Raw genomic sequence first — 24,727 nt, forward strand, 5'->3', positions numbered from 1 at the left:
GCGGCCTCGTTCGATATGCTAAGCTGTCAGGCAGTACTCCGCGCAAACGTAGCGCACGATCGATGCTTTTCTCGGATGTATAAAGAGGAGAAGCGACCATGAAAATCCTATGGGTCGATGACCACGAAATTCTTTGCGTTGCTCTTTCCGAATATGTCCAAACACACGCGTCGGAGCTGAGCGCAGCCCCAATCGACATCACGCCCGTCTTTACACTTGCCAGCGCGCTTGAAGAAGTCAACAAGAAACCGCCCCCGGACCTGGTATTCCTGGATCTTAATCTGGATGGTGAGAATCGTGGCGCCGCGACACTTGAACATTTTCAGGCCGGAAATCCATCCAATGTTCCCGTGGTCATCTGCACAGGACTTGCTCCTGGAAACGATCATGAAGTTGAAATTTTGCGAATGTGCATGCGTGACTACGCCGCTCGAGGAATCCTGTTGAAAGGAGGCGCGCACAAAAAAATGTTCATTGGACTGAGCAGGATCTTAGGAGGTGAACTCTGGATTCCGGAAGAAGTCTTGCTCCGCTTTGCATGCTCGACACAAGCGCCCTCAGCTAGCCGGAATCAGCATCATCTTGGGCTTTCTCCGCGAGAGTGGGATTTGGCGCGTTGCATTGCACGTGGCCTCTCAGGTAAACAGATCGCAAGAGAGCTTGGCGTCTCCGAGGGACATGTCAGACAGGTTTCTTGTGTTATTTACGACAAACTTCAAGTCAGAAACCGCGTTGAAGCTGCACTTCGAGTCAATGCCGAACTTACCCTTGGAACGGGGGCAGCAGATACGCGACTGTCGTGAAGATCTCTGCTAACGCTCTTCATGTTTCCCTGCCATCACTTTTAACCGCCTTCGGTCGACGTTTTTGGCTTATGTTCTGCAAGTGTGGTCAATAAGGTTCGTTCCGAAACCGGTTTCGACAAAAGCTTGATGCCACTGACGGCTACTTTTTTGAGCACAGCTGAGGAGGTGTCCCCCGACCACAGGATCGCAGGGATCGAAGCGTCGGTAGCAGCGCGGACCGCCGTAATCGCCGCAATGCCGTTCTCGTTTTCCAGCCGGTAGTCAGAGAGGATGAAGTGCGGACCGCTTGCCAAAGCCTCAATGCGCAACTGCTCGATGACGTCGGATGACGATTCCCCCGCCACGACGTAGCAGGCATGCTCGATCAGGCGCATCGATATTTCTATTCTTAAGTCGCTGTTGTCCTCGATGATCGCCACGATCATATTGGTCAGGTCCGGGTCGCCGTCTTCAACCGTTTGAACCTCGCGCAACTCCGGCGGTATGAGTCCCATGAACGGGACCGTAACCGAAAAACGCGATCCACGTGCTGGTGTCGAGTCCACGTCCAGTTTGTGACCAAGAAGGTTCGCGAGACCCTGGACAATGGACAGACCCAGGCCGAACCCTTTTTCACGATTCCTCTCGGGATAATCGACCTGTACATAGCTTTTGAAGATATCCGCCTGTCGACCTTCAGGGATACCGATCCCGTTGTCCCAGACGCTTATCTTTATGCCGCTGCCTCGCCTCTGGCAACTCACCAGAACATGTCCCTTCTTGCCTCCCTGTTCGGAAGGCGTGTAACGGAGCCCATTGAGCACCATATTCCGGACGATCCTGTCCAACGCATGTCGATCCGTACGGACCAGATAGGGGCGACTATGGAGTCTTAACGTCAGCCCCTTTGCCTCAGCCAGCGGCTGCATATCCACGACTATGCCGCGTAAAAGGGAGGGCAGCGCCACCTCCTGAATTTCTACATTCCAGGTGCCGGACTCGAGGCGGCAGATATCCAGTGCCCCGTTAATCATCCCTTCCATTGCATCCACTTGCCTTTGCGCAATCGAGACGTCTTCAACCAGATTGGTCGATTTAATGCCCCGCTCGATGAAATCTAACTTCAGGCCGAGCGTGGTGAGCGGTTGACGCAGGTCATGGCTTATTGCGGCGATAAATTGGTTCTTCTCCGCCGTTGCCGCTACAGCCAGAGATCGCGCCTCCTCGAGAACAACCTCTTTTACACATGTGCGTTGCTGATCGTTGCAAATGAACCATGCGACGACACAATAGCCAATTATTTGAGCCGTATACCAGTCAAACATTCCTGGCCGGTTAATAAAGAACAGTGGTGCCATGTTAAATCCGAATGGGATAGTGCCAATCACGAGTGCACCTAAAGCCGCACGAAGACTGGGTGCGAGCAGCAGCAACGTAAATGCCTGGCAGATCATCGTCAGTTCCAGAAAGCCATACCGGCCGAATCTAAAGTAATAACCATGGAGGACCACGAATTTGGGTGGGATGAGCCCAAAGCTGGCCGCCGCCCACCAGAAAGATGTCAGCATGACCAATGCAGCCCATGCCCAGTGCATCTGCTCGACCGCGTTGACGCTGGCGTGCTTCGGGAGCGTCATGGTCTTTTTCAGCAAGTATGCTGCCAAAGGAGCGGCTATCCCCCACAGTCCCAGGATCCAGACGACACGGAACAAGGGATAAATATCCGATGTTTGGATCCACGATCCAAATACGAACCAGAACGGGCTTCCGACCAGCAGTAGCGCGATCCAATATACCGATCGGCGGGACAGCGATTGCAATAACTCGCGTTTGACGAGGAGATTCTGCTCAGTACTGAGTGCTGCAACCGGTCCCACAAAAAGATTCATAAATTCAGCGAATCTGCGGCGCTCGATTGTGTGAGCCGTTTCGCCCGTGCACAGTGATGTTCTGGCCCCGGGCTTTTCGCCCGCGTCGGAATCACGTGGTGTTCGAGTACAGGACGCCATAACAGGCCTCCGGGCATCAGGTGCAGCTACACGCCATTGTGCTAGCGGTCCGCCAGCAAGTCGATGGACAAGTGTTCTGTTTTTTGCCGAACAAAAGTTCGTGATCCACGCAGGTGGTCCCTAACGGAGATTTGTGCCCGCTGTGAAGAGCGTTGGGCGCAAGACCGTCAAAGCTGCTGAACGAGGGTAAGTATGAGGCTGATCTCTCGCGCTGCGCAGTACCAGTAACTCGCGGTTGTCCTGATCAAGCACGGCTCGCCAATTGCGATATTGGGTCCTCGCTCCGTGCGTGCCGCGTCGAACTGCATCCGTAACCAGGCGTGCGCCGTACGCTCAATAAATCACTCTAACGCATAATCGTAAAGCGACACCGAACATTTATTCTCCCGAAAAGTAACTTTTAATGCCGAACATCAAATTATCGACGTAACTACAACTGACACGATTACACGGCGCAATAATGCAACATAATTCGATACAAGGAGGGCGTCAATCACCGCACAATGGCCCGTGTTCTTCTCTTGTCGAATGCCCCCCATATCAACCACAACTTCCAGTTTGTCTGCAGAACTGGCTGCAGTGTGCTATTCGGTTTCCCGATTGTTAAGTTAGCCATGAATCAAGGAGCTCCACGATGAAAACCCTTGCATGCCTTGTCCTCGCCAGCTGTGCGCTTGCCAGCCCAGTCGTCAGCTTCGCTCAGAGCACCGCGCCCGTCACCCGTGCGCAGGTGCGCGCGGAACTGATCCTTCTCGAGCAGGCCGGCTATCACATGGGCGACGGCGACCATACGAAGTATCCCGAGCAAATTCAGGCTGCTGAAGCGAAGATCGCTGCACAGGACAGCCAGCAGGCGGGCAACAGTGACGTTGGCGGTACGACGACCAACGGCACCGCAGCTTCCGGCAGTGTCGAGCATGTGTCGACGCCCTCGCCATCGTCGTGCGTCGGCCCCGCAAGTTATTGCAACCTTTTCTTCGGTAATTGACCGCAGATGGCTCGCCCGACACCGCCCCGACGATCCGGGTAACGTGCCTGGATCGTCGTGGGGCGTCCTCACCGGTGGCGTCCGAATCTTCGGACCCTGCGCAACGAATTCCAGGTGAAATGATGAACCCGCGGGCGATACGCATCGCCGGCCACATGGCCTTGACCTCGTTGACACTTTACGTCGCCGATGTATTGCTGCGCACTAACAACAGCGTTGCAGGCGCGATGTTGCTGATCCTCGGGACGTTGGTCATACATCTCCTTCGCCCCTTAATCCATTCGAGCATCGAGCCGCCTTCGATGAGCTTTCGCGTCTGGCTCAACAAATCCTCGCTGCAAACGGACTTTCAGATCGGGCAAGCATCGCTTCGTTCGCACCCGACGCCGCGGGATACGGTTCTCGACAGCTTCTCAGCCTCGGCGCTCATCAGCCGTCCGTCGAAACGGTGGTAGCCTCCCATGCATCGATTTCCACGTTCAATGCCGACAACTTGTCGCGAACGAGCCCGAGTGCGTCGCTACCGAGCAAAAGACGCGTGGGCGGATGATCCGCTGCCATGGCGGCCAGCATTGCGCGCGCCGCTTTCCTGGGATCTCCCAATTGCTTGCCGCTTTTTTCCTCGCGGGCCTGGGCGGATGGGATTGAAAATATCGTCGTAATCCGAAATCGAGCGGGGGGTCCGCGTCATCGAGCGACCTGCCCAGTCAGTGCGAAATGAGCCCGGCGCCACGGCCGTCACGGCAATACCGAAGGGCTTGACCTCTTTGCCAAGCGCCTCGGAGATGCCCTCCAACGCAAACTTGCTGCCGCAGTAATAAGCGATTCCCGGCATCGTGATGTAGCCGCCCATCGATGTGATATTCAGAATGTGGCCGCGGCGGCGCTCACGCATGAACGGCAGGACGGCCTTCATCATGGCGACCGCACCAAATACATTCACATCGAACTGTCGGCGCATATCCGAGAGCGGCGATTCCTCCATGATGCCCTCGTGGCCGTAGCCGGCATTGTTGACCAGCACATCGATTGGTCCGACGCCAGCCTCGATTTCCGCCACGACGCCGTCGATCGCGTCGAAGTCGGTCACGTCGAGCACGCGTCCCCAAGCGGCATTCGCGGATACGGACTCGAATTCACGCTTTGCCTGGGCACTTCTCACCGTACCGACGACCTTGTGACCCACCGCCAGCGCTTCCTGTGCGAGCGCGCGGCCAAAACCGCTGCTGACGCCGGTGATGAGCAGTGTTTTGCTGGTTGCCATTGAAGCTTCTCCCGAATGTCGATTGGAGAGTGCATACTAATCTGACCAGCGAGGCAAATTAAGCCGAATTCCGCTGATTTTCTTGCATAAAACTATGAACACGATACGCGCTTTGGCCCAGCATCCAGCTCTATCCTCTCGAAGCCAGAAACGCATGATTGTCCTGCTACGCGCGTTGGCGCCCGACGAGGGCTACAACCTGACGGCACTGCCGAGCGTCCGCATCTTGCGGTCGAACCGGGCGCTATCGCGCACGCCCGTTCTGTACGATCCCGGTATCGTGATCGTCTGCCAGGGCCGCAAGCGAGGTTATTTCGGCGACCAGCTCTACCTGTACGACGAGCGTCACTACCTGGCCGTGTCCGTGCCCGTGCCGTTCAGCATGGAGACCGACGCAACCGAGGAGCGCCCACTGCTCGCGCTGTATCTGCACCTCGATTTCGCATTGGCCGCCGAACTTGCGGAGCGGATCGACCGCGAAGGCGTGGGGGAGTGCGCACCAGCACCTCAAAGCATGATGTCGACGCCGATGGATGACGCAATGCAAGCGTCCGTGCTGCGCTTCCTCGAGGCGATGCATCGGCCACTCGAATCTGCCGTGTTGGGCGCGGGGCTGCTGCGTGAACTGTATTTCCGGGTGCTCACCGGAGCCCAGGGAGGCTCGTTGCGCGAGGCTTTGGCGATGCGAGGACAGTTCGGACAGATAGGGCGCTCACTTCGCCTGATTCATGCAAGCTATGCGCAGCCCCTCGACGTAAGGCAACTGGCCGACGAAGCGGGTATGAGCATTCCGAGTTTCCACAGCCACTTCAAGGCAATTACGCAGGTGTCGCCGATGCAATATGTGAAGTCGACGCGCCTTCATCAGGCTCGCCTGTTAATGGTGCGCGAGGAACTAACCGCGGAGGCGGCGGGACACGCTGTGGGTTATGCGAGCCCGTCCCAGTTCAGCAGGGAATTCAGGCGTCTGTTTGGCTTGACGCCTGCCGCAGAGGCTAAGCGTATGCGCGAGAGCTTCGCGATCCCGGCAGTATTCGCTGATACGGCTTATGTCTCGTCGCACTGAATTTGCCGCACCGGTGAGCGCGATTGTTCGATGTCACGCCGATTGTCCGAAAGTTAGGGGGATACAGGGACGGCGGCCGTTTTCAAGCGGCGATGCAAACCACCGAGCCAACGGATTAACTGACCGAGGTCCGTCCTTGATTGGTTGCGCGGCCGCCGCCTTGAACTCCGCCGTGTACACCTGGTTTGGTACCTTGAACATCTCTTCTTTCCTTCCTTTGGGTCGATTTTATGCACGACCTACTGGAAGGCGAAATTTCGGGGGAAGCTCAATCGAGACGTTTTGGCACACAGGCCGACACGTTGGGGCGAACTCGACCTTCTGGCGCGTTATGACCGGCCAGTCACACCAACTTTTTTCTACCGTCGCGATCTGTGTTGCCAGTCGCGGCTATCCGGTCACGCTACGCCCGACGAAATTGAACCGCCTGGTCGCATTGCGCTCATTTGCGCCCGGTTGCCAGCCTTGGTTGCTCTCATTGGCCTGCTGGCGACTTTGTGGTTGGGGTCGCCAGCGAGTTGTTAACCCCGTAAGCGGGGGGGCGGGCCGTCGAGCTACTGTTGGCGCTATTCGGCTGGCCCCAGGTCGGCTGGCCCGAGGTCGGCGACCCGGCGCCGCTGTCCGTGTTGGTGGCACCAGGCGTGCCGTAGCCACTCGTTGCAGCGGCCGGCGACTGTGTGCTCGGAGTCGCCAGCGTGTTGTTGCTTTGTGCATATACGCCGCCCGACAGCGTGAGTGCGGCGACGGCCGCGATCAATGTGGTGGTTGACTTGTTCATGACACGCTTCTCCTTGGTTGGACTGCGATTTCGACGCAAACGATGCTTCCGCACTGTTTCCGTCGTGCTCGCCTAATGCCAAGTTTAGGAAAGCGGTGGCTGATAGTTACGCGCATTATTCACAATGGTGAATATCGATTTTCGGCGCTAACCGGTAACCTGACGCGCGCTGGTCCCCAATCTGAGGCTATCAGTCACCGCGCGCAAGACTGCCACTGTGGCTGCCCATCATTTCTGTTCCCGCATCCACGGCGTAAACGTGATTCCGACCAGCAATCCTTCCGGCCCGATGAAGCGACTGACCGTCTGGCCCCACGGCTCATTCCGGTTCCTGACCAGCATCCGATACCCTTGCGATTCAAGTTCCGCCGTTGCCGCCTGGACGTCGTCGACATCAAACTCGATCCAGGCTTGCGGGATGGGTACGTCGCGAGGCCACGAATCCGTGCCGAAGCACGACTGGGAGGCGTGGGAGAGCGGCCACAAGGCGAAGGAGTTTGCGCCGTTCAGACCCTCCGTATGGAGATAGCCGCCGTTCTCTTCCTTGAAGGGGATACCGAAGGCCCGACCGTAGAGATCGCGGCTTGCCTGGGCATCAATCACAATCGTGCCAAAACCTGCGATGAACAAGGCCGTGGCTTTTGGGATCTTTTCCATGGCTTCTCCTTTGCCGCGAAAGAGCGGCGCGATGAAGAGCGAACATGTTCGCCCACGCCCATCGAACTGATCTGGCGGCGAGTTTTCCGGCACCGCGGGGCATGGCATGGTTGAGTGTAGGCTTGTTTCGGGGGGCCGGCGATGCATCGCGCGGCGCCGTGGCGCGTGCGTCGACGCGAAACGGCGTTGGCACGCTTTACCGTCGCTTTGCAAGAATTGCAGAAATGCGCGCGGGTCCGATGCCCGGCCATCAAGCCTTGGCGTTGATGCCGTCTTGCGCGTTGTCCTCGCCGCCTCGTTCAAGCGTGCTGCGATATGCGCGCGACTGCATCTCGGCAAGCCGGCTCAGCGTACGCGACAGATCATGCGCGCCTTCGAGACCGATCAACGCGGTCTCGATCGGCTGATCGGAGGCGATGAAGAGCGCACGCTTGCGGTCGTAGAAGATGTCGATGAGCCAGACGAGTCGCTGCAGCGTATGCGGCTGCCTCAGCGCTTCCGTATGCAGACGATCGACGATCAAGCCTTGCCATTGCTCGGCGAGATCGAGGTAGTCGAGGTGCGAGCGGCTTGCGACGCACAACTGCTCGAAGTCCGCCCACAGCAGCGCGCGGCCGGCTGCCCGCGCTTCGAGCGGCCGGCCCGCCGCGCTCATCCTGACCGGCTCGATCGCAGCGTCGCGTTCATGGCCCGTGAAGATATCGCGCAACGCGGCCTCGCTCGATGCGTCGAGCGGCGCGAAAAAGCGCGGCACCTCGGCCGCTTCGCCGCCGAAGCGGTAATCGCGCACGCCGTCGAAATGGATCACCGTGAAGCCGCGTTTGATCTGCGCGATGGTCGGCAGAAAGCGCTCGTGAAACTCGGGGTCGGGCAACAGATCGTCCGGTGCGTAGTTCGACGTCAGCACGATACGCGTGCCCAGCTTGATCGCGGTGTCGAGAAAGCGGCCCATCAGGAACGCGTCGGCGATATCGTGCACATGGAATTCGTCGAAGCACAGCAGCTCGATACCGTCGAGCCATTGCCGCGACACGTCGCCGAGCCGGTCGTCACCAGGCGGCGCGTGCACGAGCCGGCGGTTCATTTCGCGCAGGAACTCGTGGAAATGCAGGCGCCGTTTGCGGCATGGCGCAAGCTCGAACAGCGTATCGACGACGAGGCTCTTGCCGCGGCCCGGCAGTCCGTGACAGTAGACGCCTTGCGGCCCGAACGCGGCGGTGGACCATGCCTGCCGCGCGCGCTGCTGCGCGGCGACCAACCCGACAAGCGCGCCGATGGCCTCGCGCTGCCGTGCATCGGCAGAGATGCCGCGCGCGGTCAGTGCGCGCGCGATGCGGGTTTCGTCAAGCATGGGCAGGAGCGTGCATGCCTGATGACGCGAATGATGCGACTTGCGCGAATGACGCAGTGTGGGCCGCCGCGAAAACGGCGAGGACGTGTGTGAGCATGAGATAACGGCCGACGTGATGGCCTGCGGCGAAGCAGACCCAATGAGCGCGTGCACGGAGCGCGCGCCATTTTACCAGCCACGTTCTGCGTCGAACGTTGGCGCGCACACGCGTCGTCGAGCCGCTACCGCGTCATTTGTCGTGATGCCCCGGCAGCACGGCACCGAGCACCTGCTTCGCGGTTTCGACCACCACGTTGCCCTGATCGGGGTCGCCCTTCATCAACGTCTCGGCGAACGCTTTGGCCTGCGCGAGCGTGACGTGCGGCGGCAGCGGCGGCACGTTCGGATCGGCCTTCACCTCGATCACGACCGGACGATTCGACGCGAGCGCGTCGTCCCAGGCGGTGGCCATCTGATCGGGATTGTCGACATAGATGCCCTTCAGACCGATCAGTTCCGCGAAGCGGTGATACGGCACGGACGGAATGCTCTGCGAGGCCTCGAACTTCGGATCGCCTTCCATCACGCGCTGCTCCCATGTGACCTGATTCAGGTCGCCATTGTTGAGCACCATGCAGATCCAGCGCGGATCGCTCCAGCCTTGCCAGTACTTCGCGACCGTGATCAGCTCGGCCATGTTGTTCATCTGCATCGCGCCGTCACCGACGAGCGCAATCACGGGCCGCTCGGGGTACGCGAACTTCGCGGCGATCGCATAGGGCACGGCCGCGCCCATCGACGCGAGCCCGCCCGACAGCGAGCACATCATGCCGCGCTGCACTTGCAGATCGCGTGCGTACCAGTTCGCGACCGAGCCCGAATCGCTGGTGACGATCGCGTTCGAGGGAATGCGCTTCGACAGCTCCCATACCGAGAGCTGCGGATTCAGGCCATCTTTCGCGGGTTCGTGCGCGCGTTTCTCCAGCGTCTTCCACCAGTCGGACACCCAGCCTTCGATGCGCTCGCGCCACAGCCGATCCTTCTTTTCCTCGAGCAGCGGCAGCAGCGCGCGCAACGTCTCGGCGCTATCGCCGACGAGGTTCACTTCCATCGGATAACGCAGGCTCAGCATGTCGGCCTTGATGTCGATCTGCACGCCGCGCGCGTCGCCTTCCTTCGGCAGAAATTCCGAGTAGGGGAAGCCCGAGCCGATCATCAGCAACGTATCGCAATGGGTCATCATGTCGTAGCTCGGCTTCGTGCCGAGCAGGCCGATCGAACCGGTCACCCACGGCAGATCGTCGGGCAGCGCGGCCTTGCCGAGCAGCGCCTTGGCGACGCCGGCGCCGAGCTTCTCGGCGATCGCGATCACTTCGTCGGTCGCGTGCAGCGCGCCCGCGCCGACCAGGATCGCGACCTTGCGGCCCGCGTTCAGCACGTCGGCGGCCTGGCGCAACTGCTCGTCGCTCGGCACGACGCGCGGGCGCGCGTAACCGATGCCCGAATGCAGCGTGCCATGCTTGCGCCCCGGCGGCTCGTAGGGGATGTCCTGCAGATCGTTCGGCAGTATCAGCGCCGTGACCGCGCGCTCGGCGAGCGCGATGCGCACCGCGCGATCGACCAGATGACGGACCTGCGCGGGCATCGTCGCAAAGCCGACGAACGAGCCGGCTACGTCCTTGAACATCGCGGGCAGATCGAGCTCCTGCTGATAGTGTCCGCCGATCGCCGCGCGTGCCTGCTGACCGGTAATCGCCAGCACCGGCATGTGATCCATGCGCGCGTCGTACAGCCCCGTCAGCAGATGCGATGCGCCCGGCCCCGAGGTGGCGATGCACACGCCCAACTCGCCGGTGAATTTCGCATGCGCGGAGGCCATGAACGCGGCCATTTCTTCGTGACGGACCTGAATGAATTCGATCGGGCCCGGCTGATCCGTGCTTTTGTGGCGTTTCTTCGCTTCGCTCTGCGCGCGGTTCAACGCGCCGAACACGCCGTTGATGCCATCGCCCGGATAGCCGTAGATTCGCCGCACGCCCCATGCGTGCAGCCGCCCGATGATGAAATCGCCGACGGTTTCAGCCATGATCCTCGCTCCTCGATAGCCAGTCGATGCCGCCCTGCGAAATGGGCGGCCGTCGTCGGTATCGGCGAGCAAGGCTTGTTCCTTGCGAATGGCTTGCTACCCGGTCTTGATCCTCGGCTGCGGCGCGTCGAGCGGTTCGTGGCCGAAGCGCTCGTATTGCGATATCACCTGCGCGCCGAACAGCAGCAAGGTGGCGAGCCATTCGAAGCTGAGCAGGATCACGATCGCCATCGTCAACGAGCCATAGACGACGCTGACCTGCGACAGCGTGGCGAAATACCAGACCAGCACGTGCCGCGTGATCTCCCACAACGCGCCGGCCACCACGCCGCCGATCAGCGCGTGTTTGAGCGATGGCCGTCCCACCGGCATCACCAGATACACCGAGGTCAGCACGAAGATTTCGCCGGCGAGCCCGAACAGATACAGCATCACTCGCGAGAAGCCCTGCAACGACACGTGCAGGCCGAACAGTCTGAGTCCTTCTGCGCCGATCGTGTCGAGCGCGCTCGACACGAACGTGACGATCAGCAGTCCCACGCCAAGAAACAGGATGTAGCAGTACGGCAGCAGCGCCGAGATCAGGAAGTGGCGCCGCTTCACGACGACCCGATGCACGAAGATCAGCGACATCGCGTTTTCGAGCACGGTGAACGCGAGCGAGCTGAAGAAGATCATCGTCAGCAGCAGTACCCAGCCGATTACCGCGCGGTGCAGCAGGAAGTTCGACAGCTCACGCACGAGCGCGGCCGATTGTCCGGGCACGAGCCAGCGCAGCAGATGCGCAAGCGCGTCGAGCACCAGCTGCTGCGGCACCACGCGCGACAACACGATGACGATCAGGATCAGCAGCGGCACGATGGACAGCAACGCGTAGTACGCGACCGCGCCCGCGAGCAGCAGCCCCTGGTTCGCGCGAAACGCTTTCAGCGTTTGCAGCAGGAAGCGCCAGGGATGTCTGGCGATATACAGCGCTTGCTGGTCGAGCAGGATCGGCATGAGGCCTCGCGGTGCGCGCCGGGCACTGCCGGATGGCAGCCGCTCTCGACACGCCTGTGTGCTTTATATACCGTAAGCAGAAACGGGGCCATCAATGGCGCGGCATATAGTTTGCTTGGCCGCGTTCGCAAGATCGCGTTCCCTTGCCGAGGACAGCCGATGGATCAGTCGCCGCGTCAGACCGACACCGCGCCGCAAGCCAACGATCTGGTGATCGCGCGGCCGGAGGGACTGTATTGCCCGCCCGGCGATTTTTACATCGATCCGTGGTGGCCGGTCGAACGCGCGGTGATCACACATGCGCATTCCGACCACGCGCGTTTCGGTCATCAGCGCTACCTGGCCGCGCGCGCGGGCGCGAGCGTGCTGCTATCGCGGCTGCCCGGCATCGCGCTGCACACGCTCGACTACGGCGAGCCGCTGACGATTGGCGCGGCGCGCGTGTCGCTGCATCCGGCCGGGCACGTGCTCGGCTCGGCGCAGGTGCGCATCGAATACGCGGGCCGCGTGTGGGTGGCGTCGGGCGACTACAAGCTCGAAGCCGATCCGACCTGCGCCGCGTTCGAACCGGTGCGCTGCGATACGTTCATCACCGAATCGACGTTCGGTCTGCCGATCTATCGCTGGGATACGCCGCAAAGCGTGTTCGATTCGATCGATTCATGGTGGCGTCACAACGCCTCCGAAGGGCGCGCGTCGGTGCTGTTCTGCTATTCATTCGGCAAGGCGCAACGCGTGCTCGCGAGTGTCGATGCGGCGATCGGGCCGATCTTCTGCCACGGCGCGCTCGAGCCGCTCAATCGCGCGTATCGCGACGCGGGCGTGCGTCTGCCGGCGCTCGGTCTGGTCGGCGAGATTGCAGCGAAAGACAAGGGCGTATTCAAACAGGCGCTGATCGTCGCGCCGCCGTCCGCGCAGAACAGCGCGTGGCTCAAGCGCTTCGGCGACTACAGCGATGCGTTCGCGTCGGGCTGGATGCGCCTGCGCGGCGCGCGTCGCCGGCGCGGCGTCGATCGTGGCTTCGTGCTGTCGGATCACGCGGACTGGCCGGGTTTGCAAACGGCGATACGCGAGAGCGGCGCCTCCCGCGTGATCGTCACGCATGGCTCGATCGAACCGATGGTGCGCTGGCTCAACGAGCAGGGCCTGCACGCCAGCGCGTTCGAAACGCAATACGGCGACGATACCGTCGAAGCCGACGCGGCCGGCGCCGACCAGGCGCCGGCGGCGAGCGAATCATGACGGGCACCGTATGAAACGCTTCGCGGCTCTCTACACCGCGCTCGATGCGACCACGTCGACGCACGACAAGCTCGCGGCGCTGACCAGTTATTTCTCGGTGGCCGACCCCGAAGACGCGGCATGGGCGTCGTATTTCCTCGCGGGCGGCAAGCCGCGTCAACTCGTGCCGACGCGTTTGCTGACCGAAATCGCACGCGAGCGCGCCGGCTTGCCCGAGTGGCTGTTCGAGGAGTCGTATCACGCGGTGGGCGATCTGGCCGAGACCATCGCGCATATCCTGCCGCCCGCGTCGCGCAACTCCGAGCTGGGTCTCACGCAATGGATCGAGCAACGCATGCTGCCGCTGCGCGGCCTGCCGCCCGACGAGTTGCGCAGGCGTCTGCTCAGCTACTGGGACGAACTCGACTGGGGCGGTCGTTTCCTGCTGACCAAGCTGATCGGCGGTGGCTTTCGTGTCGGCGTCGCGCGGCAACTGGTGGTGCGTGCGCTCGCCGAAGTGGCCGGCGTCGATCACAAGCGGATCGCGCAACGAATGGTCGGCTGGACCGATTCGCAACAGAAGCCCGATGCGGCGCGCTATCTGCGTCTGATCGCGCCGCAGATCGACGACGATACGCAAGCGCACGCGCCTGAACACGATAGCGACCTCGGCCTGCCATATCCGTTCTTTCTCGCGCATCCCTTGCAGAACGATCCGGCCACGCTCGGCGATCCCGCGCACTGGCTGATCGAGTGGAAGTGGGACGGCATACGCGCGCAACTCGTCAAACGCGGCGGCCGCGTGTGGTTGTGGTCGCGCGGCGAGGATCTGATTACCGATCGTTTTCCCGAAGTCGCGGCATTGGGCGAGTCATTACCCGATGGCTACGTGATCGATGGCGAGATTCTCGCGTGGGAGCCAGGCGCGGCAGCGCCATTGCCGTTCGCGCGGCTGCAACCGCGCATCGCGCGCAAGACGCTGACGCGCAAGATACTCGCGGATTCGCCCGCCGCGCTGCTCGCATACGACCTGCTCGAAGCAAACGGACAGGACCAGCGCATGAACCCGCTCGCTGAACGGCGTGCACGCCTCGATGCGCTGGCCAGCTCCGTCGATGGCACGCTCGCGCGTGGTCTGCTGCGCATATCGCCGCTCGTCCTTGCAGCGGACTGGACCGCGCTCGCGGCGTTGCGCGACGAGAGCCGCGCGCGCGGCGTCGAAGGTTTGATGCTCAAGGAGCGCGAGTCGATGTACGGCGTCGGTCGTACCAAGGCGTCGGGCACGTGGTGGAAATGGAAGATCGAGCCTTATGCGGTGGACGCTGTACTTATTTACGCGCAGCGCGGTCATGGCCGTCGCGCGAGTCTTTACACGGACTACACGTTCGCGGTGTGGGACGAGGCCGACGGCGTGCGCACGTTGGTGCCGTTCGCGAAGGCCTATTCAGGGCTCACAGATGAAGAGATGCGTCGGGTCGATGCGATCGTGCGCAAGACCACCGTCGATAAATTCGGCCCCGTGCGCAGCGTGACGCCAACGCTCGTGTTCGAGATCGGCTTCGAAGGGATACAAGCGAGTTCGCGTCACAGGTCCGGCGTGGCCGTGCGTTTTCCGCGCATGCTGCGCTGGCGCACGGACAAACACATCGACGACGCAGATACGCTCGCGATGCTGAAGGGGTTTATCGATAATCGTGCGGGATAACCCGCAGAGCACAAACCCCTAACATGTCGAGCATTTTTTTATCGGCATCGTCGCTTATTCTTTTGATAAGACCGCGTCATCGATTCGCGCCATAAGTGCGATTGCGGCTTGCATTGCGTGGACCCCTCAATCCGTTGAAATACCGATATCGTGCGACGCCTCTGAACGAGACGGATCGCACAAGGACAGTGCGTCGATCGATGTTGCGCAGCGCGCACATCGCAGGCGCCGTCATTCAAACGCCGTGATGAATGGGCACGCTGAATCCCGCATTCCAGGTGATTGCAACGTCGGAATGCGCGACCAGGCGTGCTGGCCGCGGCATCGTCCGAGCGAAGCGGAAATAACAAAAAACCGGTCGTAGTCCGGCAGACGCAACGGGATCGAATCTTGCACGGGTGGCGCGGATGCCCTTCAGGGCCAATGTAAAAGGGCGAGAAAAAATGACTGTGTTCAACGACAACGTGGACAGCAGCGACGACGTGCTCGTATGGCGACCAATCCGCTATGCGATGGCCGCGCATCGTCGCGTGCTGGTAGTCGACGATTACCGGGAAGCGGCCGATGCGCTGCAAATGCTATTGACGGCCGACGGCTTCGAATGCCGCGCGCTCGACGATCCGTTTGCCGTGTGCGAGACCGCGCGCGAATGGCAGCCCTTCGCGGTGGTGCTCGACATCAAGATGCCTGGACTCGACGGGCTCGAACTCGCGCGGCGGCTGCGCGCGCATCCGCAGACTTCACACATGCTGCTGGTCGCATGTACCGCGTTTGCGTCGCGCGACGATCGCGCGCTCGCGAAGGCCGCCGGCTTCGACGCGCATTGCGCCAAACCGTTGACACCCGAGCGTCTGCTGCGCGTGCTCGAATCGGCGGCGGCGTTGCATGCGGCGGAGCCATCATCTGAATCACGTTGTTAGCGAAAACTCACTGATAGTTCTGTTATTTCTGCACGGTCGTCGCCAGAAAATCGCACTCGTCGCTCTGCGAATCCGTTTGTCATCAATCTGCCATCTGTCCGCCACCGTTCTGTCCAACGCAGTTTCTTAAGCCATGCGTGCCCTTGCGCTGCCCGGCGCGCAGCAGTTTCCTCTCGCTATTGCAGGCAGGCCCACTCGTTGCTGAAAGACCGATGACGCGGCGCGTTCGTGCGCGCCGCCCATGGTCATTCGCACCGAGGGAGATCCGACATGAGCGACACGCAACGTCCGGCACCGCCGTTTCCTGAACAGCAGCAGGACCAGAGGCCCGGCCGCACGGCCGACATGAACCCGCAACCGGATCACGGCGAGAAAACCTATGAAGGTTCGGGGCGTCTCGCAGGCAAGGCGGCGATCGTGACCGGCGGCGACAGCGGCATCGGCCGCGCGGTCGCGATCGCGTTCGCGCGCGAAGGTGCGGATGTGCTGATCGCCTATCTCGACGAAGACGACGATGCGCGCGAGACCGCGCGCTGGGTCGAGGACGCGGGTCGCAAGGCGGTGCTGGTCGGCGGCGATATCCGCGATCGCACGAATTGCGATGCGATCGTCGACAAGGCGATCGAGGCATTCGGCCGGCTCGACGTGGTGGTCAACAACGCCGCGTATCAGATGAGCTATCCGTCGCTCGATGCGATCAGCGACGAAGAATGGGACAAGACCTTCGATACCAACATCGGCGCGATGTTCAGGATCACGCGCGCGGCGGTGCGCCATATGAAGCCGGGCGGCGCGATCATCAATACTTCGTCGATCAATGCCGATCATCCGAATCCTGGTCTGATCGCGTATGCGACCACCAAGGGCGCGATCCAGAACTTCACCGGTGGTCTCGCGCAATTGCTCGCGGAAAAGGGCATTCGCGCGAACTGCGTGGCGCCGGGACCGATCTGGACGCCGTTGATTCCATCGACGATGCCGGCAGACAAGGTCGAGCAGTTCGGCAAGCAGGTGCCGATGAAGCGCCCCGGCCAACCGGCCGAACTGGCCGCCGCGTACGTGATGCTCGCGTCGGATGAAGCGAGCTACATCTCGGGCGCGACGATTGCGGTAACGGGCGGCGCGCCGATTATTTAGGTTGTCGAACTGATGGCGGCATGGCCGCTTGCGCTCACGTACGAGGTTCGCGCAGTGGGTTTTCATAACGTCTTAAGGGAGAGTGCCATGAAGATCGATGTATCCGTCAAACTGGCTGCCGCGCTCGTTTCAGGCTGCTTCGCGCTAGGCTTTGCGCAGGCGGGCTTCGCGCAGACCGGTACCAATCCGTCCATGCAAAACAGCAAGTCTGCCGCGCAACCCGGCGCAAGCCTGGAAGAATCGCGCACGCCGGACACGACCAGCGCGAACAACGCGAACGGCAATGTCGGCGAATCGGGGGGCGCCACCAATGGCGTCGCCGGCGGCGGCAATGGGAAAACCACCAACAGGCGCTTCAAAGGCGCGACGCCGCCGCGCGCGGGTAGTGGGGCGGGGCAATAAGCGATCCGTCGAGCGCGTCGGCCTGCCTCGCGACGCGCCGGACGCCGCGGCGGCATCGCGCTCGCGCGCTGTCGCCGCTTTGCATTGGTTCGAATTGCGTTGAGTTCCGTCGCGCGCCGCACTGCTTGCGCGAGCCTTGTGAGGAGGAAATCCGATGGCTACCCCCGATGCTGAAACCGCCCGGGGCGACGCGCCCGCGTCGCATGCATTGACGTTCGAGATCAACGGCGAGACGCGGCGCTTCGACGTCGAGGCGTGGACCTCGCTGCTCGATCTGCTGCGCGAGCATGCGCACCTGAGCGGCACCAAGAAGGGCTGCGATCACGGTCAATGCGGCGCTTGTACGGCGATCGTCAATGGCCAGCGGATCAATACCTGCCTCGCGCTCGCGGTCGTGTACGACGGCGCATCGATCACGACGATCGAAGGTCTCGCGAACGGCGACACGTTGCATCCGCTGCAGCAGGCGTTCATCGATCACGACGCGTTCCAGTGCGGCTACTGTACGCCCGGACAAATCTGCTCGGCGTACGCGATGCTCGAAGAAGGACATGCGCGCTGCGCGGACGATGTGCGCGAGCAGATGAGCGGCAATCTGTGCCGCTGCGGCGCGTATCCGAACATCGTCGCGGCGATTCTCGACGCTGCGAATTTCGGTGACGATGACGCAAGGCAAGACAGTGCGGTCGCGAATAAATCTGGAGCGCGGCCATGAACCGCTTCTCGTACACGCGCGCCGATGCGGTGCAGGATGCGCTCGAACGGCATCGTTCGGACAGGGGCGCCGCGTTCCTCGCGGGCGGCACGAATCTGGTCGACCTGCTGCGCGAAGACGTGGCGCGCCCGGCTTTGCTCGTCGACATCAACCGTTTGCCGCTCAGGCAGATCGAAGCGTCGGCGCAAGGCGGCCTGAAGATCGGCGCGCTCGTCACCAATAGCGCGCTCGCGTATGACGATACCGTCGCGACACGCTACCCGCTGCTCGCGAAAGCGATCCTGGCGGGCGCGTCGCCGCAGATTCGCAACGTCGCGACGGTCGGCGGCAATCTGCTGCAACGTACGCGCTGCTACTACTTCTACGACGTGGGCACGCCATGCAACAAGCGCGAACCCGGCAGCGGCTGTCCGGCGCTGCATGGCGTGAACCGCATTCACGCGATCCTCGGTGCCAGCGAGCACTGCATCGCCGTGCATCCGTCCGATATGTGCGTCGCGTTGGCGGCGCTCGGCGCCACTGTGCATCTGATCGGCAACGACGGCGCACGCACGCTGCCGTTCGCGGATTTTCACCGGCTGCCCGGCGATACGCCGCAGATCGACACCAACCTGCGCGACGACGAACTCGTGACCGCGATCGAACTGCCGCCGCAAGGCTTTGCCGCGCATCACGCGTACGTGAAGGTGCGCGACCGCGCATCGTATGCGTTCGCGCTGGTGTCGGCCGCGGTCGGTGTCGAGCTCGATGACGAGTCGCGGATCGTCGACGCGCGGTGCGCGCTCGGCGGGGTCGCGCACAAGCCGTGGCGCGATCCCGCCGCCGAAGCCGCACTGCGCGGCGCGATGCTGAACGCGCGAACGTTGCGCGATTTCGCGGCGACGCTGCTGCGCGGTGCGCGCACTCAGCGCGACAACGCGTTCAAGATCGAACTCGCGGCGCGCGTGATCGTGCGCGCCTTCGGCGAGGCCACACAACGTTCGTTCGAGGAGGCCGCGCGATGAACCGTGCCGAAACCTTGCCGTCGACAGGCAGCCCGAAGCCTGCCATCGGCGTGCCGCATTCGCGTGTGGACGGGCCCGTCAAAGTGACCGGCGCCGCGCAATATGCCGCTGAGTTCTGCGTCGAAGGGCTCGTGTATGGCGTCGTCGTGTCGGGCACGATCGCGACGGGCAAGATCGTGTCGATCGATACCTCGGCTGCCGAGGCGCTGTCCGGCGTGCTGCTCGTGCTCACGCATCGCAAGCGCCCGGCGCTGCCGTCGGACGTCGACGCGTTCAAGGACATGATTGCGCCCGGGGGCACGCCATTGAGGCCGCTTTGGGACGAGCGCGTGTGGTACAGCGGGCAGCCGGTCGCGCTGGTGGTCGCGCAATCGCTGGAACTGGCGCGCTACGCGGCGTCGCTCGTGCAGGTGGGTTACGAGGCCGGCTCGCACCAGACCGATATCGAAGCAGCGTTGACGAGCGCCGTGCCGCCGTCGGCCGAGAAGGGCGGTTTCGATCCGCCTCCGCCCGAGCGTGGCGACCCACGCAAGGCGTTGGCCGATGCAAAGGCGCGCGTGGACGCGTTCTACACGACACCACCGGAGTATCACAATCCGATGGAAATGCACGGATGCACCGTGGTGCCAGATGCGCAAGGACGCTTGACCGTCTATGAAAAGACTCAGGGCGTCGTCAATACGAAGGGCTATCTGACGCGTGTGTTCGGTTTGAAAGACGACGAAGTGCAGGTGGTGTCGCCGTTCGTCGGCGGCGCGTTCGGCTCCGGCTTGAGGCCGCAATATCATCTGGCGCTCGCGGTAATGGCCGCGCGCGAACTGAACAAACCCGTGCGCGTCACGCTGACCCGGCAGCAGATGTTCACCTTCGCGCATCGTCCGCAGACGGTGCAGCGCGTCGCGCTCGGCGCGTCGGCGGATGGCCGCCTGCAGGCGGTGATCCACGAGGCGGTGTCGGAAACCTCGCGCTACGAGGACTACTGCGACGTGGTGGTCAACTGGGCGGGGCAGCTGTATCGATGCGACAACGTGTCGATGGGCTACAGGGTCGCGAAGCTCGACGTGCCGACACCGGCCGACATGCGCGCGCCCGGCGCGACACAAGGGCTCTTTGCGCTCGAAGTCGCGATGGACGAACTGGCCGAGGCATTGCGGATGGACCCGCTCGAATTGAGGCTCGTCAACTATGCGGAGCGCGACGCGAACAAGAATCTGCCGTTTTCGAGCAAGGCGCTGCGCGACTGCTATCGCGAAGGCGCGGCCCGCTTCGGCTGGGCGGGGCGGCCGCTCGAGGCGCGCGCACGCCGCGACGGCAACGAGTTGATCGGCTGGGGCATGGCGACCGGTGCGTGGGACGCGATGCAGAACGAAGCGGCCGCACGCGCGGTGTTGACGCCCGATGGCCGCGTCAGCGTGTCGAGTTCGACCGCCGATATCGGCACCGGAACCTACACCGCGATGACGCAGATCGCCGCCGATGCGCTCGGCGTGCCGCTCGGCGACGTCAGCTTCGAACTCGGCGACACCCGGCTGCCGAAGGCGCCGATCGAGGGCGGATCGTGGACCGTGTCGTCGGTGGGCAGCGCAGTCGACGCCGCGTGCACGCGCCTGCACAACAGTCTCGTTGAACTGGCGCGCGAACATGGTGGGGCACGGTTCGCGTCGGCGACTCGCGAACACGTACGGCGCGAGCGCAACCGGCTCGTGTGCGGCCCACACGAGGACGACTCGATCGCGATTGCGACGCTGTTGCAGCGCGCCGGGCTGGACGAACTCGAAGAGCAGGCCAGCGTGAAGCCGCACGAAAAGCAGCAGGCGTATTCGATGGGCACGCATTCGGCGGTGTTCGCCGAAGTGCGCGTCGACGCAGCGCTCGGCACTGTGCGGGTGACGCGCGTGGTCAGCGCGGTCGCGGCGGGACGCATCGTCAATCCGAAGACGGCGGGCAATCAGGTCGCGGGCGGCGTCGTGTGGGGCATCAGCATGGCGCTGCACGAGCACGGCCAGTTCGATCACGCGCTAGGACGCCAGATGAATCACAACCTCGCCGAATATCACATGCCGGTGAATGCCGACATTCACGAGATCGACGTGCTGTTCGTCGACGAGCGCGATGACATCGTCAATCCGCTCGGCGTCAAAGGTGTCGGCGAAATCGGCGTGGTGGGCGTGGCCGCGGCAGTGTGCAACGCGATCTGGCATGCGACCGGCAAACGCATCCGCGATTTGCCCATTACGCCCGACAAGCTGCTCGGCTGACTACGCCCCTGAACGCCTGTGCATGGACGGCCCGTTGCCGCGTCGATCGATTCGACGCGGCAACGCCGCGCTCAATTCGCGTACTTGAACTCCGGCAACGCCTCGAGCGATTTCTTCGTCGCCTCGGGCAGCACGACGCGCCGGTTGTCGATCTGTAGATCGTTGAACGGCACGGCGACCAGATGCTTGCCCATGCCGAGAAAGCCGCCGACCGACAGGATCGCATACGTGGTGCGCTCGGTGCCCGGCGACACGATCAGATCATCGAGCGTGCCGATGTTGTCCTTGTTGCGGTTGTACACGTCCGCGCCCGACAGCTTCGACGCGCGATAGCCGCTCGCGAGCTGCACGACGTCCGTGCGTTTTTCGGTGATCGCCTGCGGCGCGCCTTGCGCGAACGCGCTGCCGCACGTGCCCAACGCGGAAATCAGCGTCATGGCGGCGAGAAGCGATGCGGAAGCGGCCAGCGGTGTGATCTGCGGGTTGCGCATCATCTGTGTTCTCCCGGTTTGGTGTCGTGGCGTTTCGGCGGCGCGCAATGCGTGCGCCTTGCCGGTATGCTGCAAATCTCATGCCGCGACTTTGAGCTGAGGGAAAGCGAGGCGGATCAGGCCCATAAGTTGCTACACGCACCGGCCCGCTGCTCGCGCGGTGCAATGTCCGGCGCGCGGGCCTCGAATGCCTACACTGGAACAATGAGCAGCAAAGAACACGTGGAAAGGCAGTTGAAAAAAACACCTGCATGACCCTGAGATACCAACCTCCTTGCAGCCACTGAGAACACCTATGTCATCCCCAGCCAGCTACTCGACGCGCATTGCCGAAGGCACGCCTTTTCCGCTCGGCGCGACATGGAACGGCAGTGGCGTCAACTTCGCGTTGTTCTCCGCGCACGCAACCAAAGTCGAACTGTGTCTGTTCGATGAAACAGGCCAACATGAACTCGAACGGATCGAGCTGCCCGAATACACCGACGAGGTATGGCATGTGTTCGTACCGAATCTGAAACCGGGCGCCGTCTATGGATATCGCGTGCATGGTCCCTACGAGCCCGAAAACGGGCATCGCTTCAATCCGAACAAGCTGCTGCTCGATCCATATGCGAAGGCGCACATCGGCGAGCTTATATGGGCGCCGGAAATTTTCGGCTATACGCTCGGTTCGGAAGAGCTCGACCTGTCATTCGATGAACGCGATAGCGCGCCTTTCGTGCCGAAGTGCAAGGTGGTCGACGCGAATTTTTCGTGGAGCCATCCGGAGCGCAACGCGCTGCCGTGGGAGCGCGTGATTCTCTACGAGACGCACGTGCGCGGCTACACGAAACGTCATCCGCGGGTGCCCGAGCGTTTGCGCGGCACGTTCGCGGGTCTGGCGCAGCAGCCGGTGCTCGACCATATCCGCAGCCTTGGCGTGACCTCGGTCGAGCTGATGCCGATCCAGACTTTCGTCAACGACAGCCATCTGCTCGACAAGGGTCTCACGAACTACTGGGGTTACAACACGATCGGCTTCTTCGCGGCCGATCCGCGCTTTTTCGCGTCGTCGACCGAGTCGGTCGGCGAATTCAAGGAGATGGTCGACCGCTTTCACCAGGCCGATCTCGAAGTGATACTCGACGTCGTGTACAACCACACGGCCGAAGGCAACGAACGCGGCCCGACGGTCTCGTTCAAGGGCATCGACAACGCGTCGTACTACCGGCTGATGCCCGACGAGCCGCGCTACTACATCAACGACACCGGCACCGGCAATACGCTGAACCTGTCGCATCCGCGCGTGCTGCAGATGGTGACCGACAGCCTGCGCTACTGGGTCACCGAAATGAAAGTGGACGGTTTCCGCTTCGATCTCGCGACGATCCTCGGCCGCGAAGATCACGGCTTCGACGAGGGCGGCGGCTTTCTCGACAGCTGCCGCCAGGACCCGGTCCTCTCCAGCATCCGGCTGATCGCCGAGCCGTGGGATTGCGGCCCCGGCGGCTATCAGGTGGGCGGTTTTCCGCCGGGCTGGGCCGAATGGAACGATCGCTTCCGCGACACCGCGCGCGCGTACTGGAAGGGCGACGAGGGCACCGCCGCCGATCTCGCGACGCGCGTCACCGCGTCGGGCGACAAGTTCAATCATCGCGGCCGGCGGCCGTGGGCGAGCGTGAACTTCATTGCCGCGCACGACGGCTTCACGCTGAACGATCTGGTCTCGTACAACGACAAGCACAACGAGGCAAACGGCGAGGACAACCGCGACGGCCATTCGGACAACAAGTCGTGGAACATGGGCGCCGAAGGACCGACCGACGACGCCGACATCCGCCAGCAACGCGAGCGCCAGAAGCGCAATCTGCTCGCGACGCTGCTGCTGTCGCAGGGCACGCCGATGATCCTCGCCGGCGACGAATTCGGCCGCACGCAGCAGGGCAACAACAACGCGTATTGCCAGGACAATGAGATCAGCTGGGTCGATTGGGATGCGATCGACGACGACGGCCGCGCGCTGACCGAGTTCGTGCGCAATCTGACCACGTTGCGCCACCGCTTGCCGGTGCTGCGGCGCGGCCGTTTTCTGACTGGCGAATACAACGAGACGCTCGACGTGACCGACACGCGCTGGCTATCGCCGGACGGCACCGACATCACGGGCGAGCAGTGGGCCGATCCGGCGATGCGCTGCTTCGGCCTCGTGATCGACGGACGTGCGCAGGCGAGCGGTATTCGCCGTCTCGCGTCCGACGCGACCTTGCTGCTGGTGCTGAACGCGTATCACGACGTCGTCAACTTCACGCTGCCCGACATTCCCGAGGGCGATTTTTGGACCTGCCTCGTCGACACCAACATGCCGGTGCGCGCCGAGCTGCCGCAATTCAGTGCGGGCGATGCCTACCAGGTGACCGGCCGCTCACTGCTGCTGTTCGCGCTCGAAGCGCCGAGCCGCGCGACGCAGCGCGTGTTCGACCGCCTCGAAGAGCAGTTGACTTCCGACGAAGGCGAGTCCGCGCCAGGCTAGTGCAGGCTGGCGAGCGACGCCAGCCCCGTTGCAAAAGCGGGCCGCAGCACAGGTACAAGGTTTGCTCGTTCTGTCGTTGACGATACGCACGCGTCTGCGACCTTCGCCACGGCAGGCGTGCGCACGCAAACGGCCAAGCTGGAGTGAACAAATGGAACAGGAACCGAGCGTCGACGAGCAGATCCGCACGCGCGCCTACTATCTGTGGGAGCAGGCGGCCGAGCCGAAGGGCACGCCCGAGCAATACTGGGAGCAGGCCCGCCGTGAGATCGAGAAGGAGGCACCACCGGTCGAGAGCGGGCCGGTGTCGGGCGATTCGATGAAATAGACATTGCTCAACGGTATTGAGTAATAAGACTCCGAGCCGGCGAACCGCGTGCGGCTCAGAGACCGTTTTCCCATG

The 24,727-nt window shown here is 62.4% G+C and carries 21 protein-coding genes and 1 pseudogene; 14 read left to right on the top strand and 8 right to left on the bottom strand.

Annotation, left to right across the window (positions count from 1 at the left end):
- The first annotated feature begins 98 nt into the window (after positions 1–98).
- Positions 99–803, top strand: coding sequence for a LuxR C-terminal-related transcriptional regulator (locus OKW35_RS28120; RefSeq protein WP_429553735.1), 705 nt, complete (start codon positions 99–101; stop codon positions 801–803).
- A 41-nt stretch (positions 804–844) separates the two neighbouring features.
- On the opposite strand, the gene OKW35_RS28125 is transcribed toward OKW35_RS28120, so the two are convergent.
- Positions 845–2,674 (bottom strand): hybrid sensor histidine kinase/response regulator, encoded by a 1,830-nt coding sequence (locus OKW35_RS28125; protein ID WP_429553736.1) that lies wholly within the window; start codon positions 2,672–2,674, stop codon positions 845–847.
- Between the two features lie 754 nt (positions 2,675–3,428).
- Between OKW35_RS28125 and OKW35_RS28130 the strand changes: the two genes are divergently transcribed.
- Together OKW35_RS28130 and OKW35_RS28135 are read left to right on the top strand one after the other, a co-directional pair.
- Positions 3,429–3,782, top strand: coding sequence for a DUF4148 domain-containing protein (locus tag OKW35_RS28130; RefSeq protein WP_184060108.1), 354 nt, complete (start codon positions 3,429–3,431; stop codon positions 3,780–3,782).
- Between the two features lie 119 nt (positions 3,783–3,901).
- Positions 3,902–4,237 carry a hypothetical protein gene (locus OKW35_RS28135; protein WP_429553737.1) on the top strand — a complete coding sequence of 112 codons (336 nt, stop codon included), beginning with the start codon at positions 3,902–3,904 and terminating at the stop codon, positions 4,235–4,237.
- On the opposite strand, the pseudogene OKW35_RS28140 reads toward OKW35_RS28135, so the two are convergent.
- A pseudogene (locus tag OKW35_RS28140) lies at positions 4,212–5,046 on the bottom strand (oxidoreductase). The gene OKW35_RS28135 and the pseudogene OKW35_RS28140 overlap by 26 nt on opposite strands.
- A gap of 154 nt (positions 5,047–5,200) precedes the next feature.
- Between OKW35_RS28140 and OKW35_RS28145 the strand changes: the two are divergent.
- Complete coding sequence (locus OKW35_RS28145; protein ID WP_244144907.1) at positions 5,201–6,112, top strand: AraC family transcriptional regulator; 912 nt, start codon at positions 5,201–5,203, stop codon at positions 6,110–6,112.
- Between the two features lie 475 nt (positions 6,113–6,587).
- Here the strand turns inward: OKW35_RS28145 and OKW35_RS28150 are convergent, their stop codons facing one another.
- From OKW35_RS28150 to OKW35_RS28170, 5 genes are all read right to left on the bottom strand, one after another.
- Entirely contained in the window at positions 6,588–6,890 is a 303-nt protein-coding gene (locus OKW35_RS28150) for a hypothetical protein (RefSeq protein ID WP_429403110.1), read from the bottom strand.
- 228 nt (positions 6,891–7,118) lie between these two features.
- A complete protein-coding gene (locus tag OKW35_RS28155) occupies positions 7,119–7,547 on the bottom strand; it encodes a VOC family protein (RefSeq protein ID WP_429553738.1) in 429 nt (142 codons plus the stop codon).
- A gap of 250 nt (positions 7,548–7,797) precedes the next feature.
- Positions 7,798–8,898: a cell division protein ZapE gene (gene zapE / locus OKW35_RS28160; protein WP_429553739.1), complete on the bottom strand. Its 1,101-nt coding sequence runs from the start codon at positions 8,896–8,898 to the stop codon at positions 7,798–7,800.
- A 229-nt stretch (positions 8,899–9,127) separates the two neighbouring features.
- A complete protein-coding gene (locus OKW35_RS28165; RefSeq protein ID WP_090809915.1) occupies positions 9,128–10,963 on the bottom strand; it encodes a thiamine pyrophosphate-requiring protein in 1,836 nt (611 codons plus the stop codon).
- Between the two features lie 96 nt (positions 10,964–11,059).
- A complete protein-coding gene (locus OKW35_RS28170) occupies positions 11,060–11,962 on the bottom strand; it encodes a YihY/virulence factor BrkB family protein (protein ID WP_090809917.1) in 903 nt (300 codons plus the stop codon).
- Between the two features lie 159 nt (positions 11,963–12,121).
- Here OKW35_RS28170 and OKW35_RS28175 point away from each other — a divergent pair, with 159 nt between their 5' ends.
- The 8 genes from OKW35_RS28175 to OKW35_RS28210 all read left to right on the top strand — a co-directional run bounded on the left by OKW35_RS28175 (position 12,122) and on the right by OKW35_RS28210 (position 21,324).
- Positions 12,122–13,204 (top strand): ligase-associated DNA damage response exonuclease, encoded by a 1,083-nt coding sequence (locus OKW35_RS28175; protein WP_429553740.1) that lies wholly within the window; start codon positions 12,122–12,124, stop codon positions 13,202–13,204.
- Between the two features lie 10 nt (positions 13,205–13,214).
- Positions 13,215–14,888, top strand: coding sequence for an ATP-dependent DNA ligase (locus OKW35_RS28180; RefSeq protein ID WP_429553741.1), 1,674 nt, complete (start codon positions 13,215–13,217; stop codon positions 14,886–14,888).
- A 443-nt stretch (positions 14,889–15,331) separates the two neighbouring features.
- Complete coding sequence (locus tag OKW35_RS28185; RefSeq protein WP_184009928.1) at positions 15,332–15,808, top strand: response regulator; 477 nt, start codon at positions 15,332–15,334, stop codon at positions 15,806–15,808.
- Positions 15,809–16,078: 270 nt separating this feature from the next.
- Entirely contained in the window at positions 16,079–16,945 is an 867-nt protein-coding gene (locus tag OKW35_RS28190; RefSeq protein ID WP_429553742.1) for a glucose 1-dehydrogenase, read from the top strand.
- Between the two features lie 87 nt (positions 16,946–17,032).
- Positions 17,033–17,347 (top strand): hypothetical protein, encoded by a 315-nt coding sequence (locus OKW35_RS28195; protein WP_184060127.1) that lies wholly within the window; start codon positions 17,033–17,035, stop codon positions 17,345–17,347.
- A 154-nt stretch (positions 17,348–17,501) separates the two neighbouring features.
- Positions 17,502–18,062, top strand: a complete 561-nt coding sequence (locus tag OKW35_RS28200) for a (2Fe-2S)-binding protein (RefSeq protein ID WP_429403116.1) — start codon at positions 17,502–17,504, stop codon at positions 18,060–18,062.
- Entirely contained in the window at positions 18,059–19,066 is a 1,008-nt protein-coding gene (locus OKW35_RS28205; RefSeq protein ID WP_429553743.1) for an FAD binding domain-containing protein, read from the top strand. The genes OKW35_RS28200 and OKW35_RS28205 overlap by 4 nt, the downstream gene beginning before the upstream one ends.
- Positions 19,063–21,324, top strand: coding sequence for a xanthine dehydrogenase family protein molybdopterin-binding subunit (locus OKW35_RS28210; protein WP_429553744.1), 2,262 nt, complete (start codon positions 19,063–19,065; stop codon positions 21,322–21,324). Before OKW35_RS28205 ends, OKW35_RS28210 begins: the two co-directional genes overlap by 4 nt.
- Before the next feature lie 71 nt (positions 21,325–21,395).
- Here the strand turns inward: OKW35_RS28210 and OKW35_RS28215 are convergent, their stop codons facing one another.
- A complete protein-coding gene (locus OKW35_RS28215; protein WP_184060132.1) occupies positions 21,396–21,818 on the bottom strand; it encodes a PRC-barrel domain-containing protein in 423 nt (140 codons plus the stop codon).
- Between the two features lie 292 nt (positions 21,819–22,110).
- Here OKW35_RS28215 and glgX point away from each other — a divergent pair, with 292 nt between their 5' ends.
- Both glgX and OKW35_RS28225 read left to right on the top strand, forming a co-directional pair.
- Entirely contained in the window at positions 22,111–24,324 is a 2,214-nt protein-coding gene (glgX, locus tag OKW35_RS28220; protein WP_429553745.1) for a glycogen debranching protein GlgX, read from the top strand.
- 151 nt (positions 24,325–24,475) lie between these two features.
- Entirely contained in the window at positions 24,476–24,652 is a 177-nt protein-coding gene (locus OKW35_RS28225) for a DUF2934 domain-containing protein (RefSeq protein WP_184060136.1), read from the top strand.
- Positions 24,653–24,727 lie beyond the last annotated feature (75 nt).

The organism is Paraburkholderia sp. MM5477-R1 (assembly GCF_050436385.1).
Lineage (GTDB): Bacteria > Pseudomonadota > Gammaproteobacteria > Burkholderiales > Burkholderiaceae > Paraburkholderia > Paraburkholderia tuberum.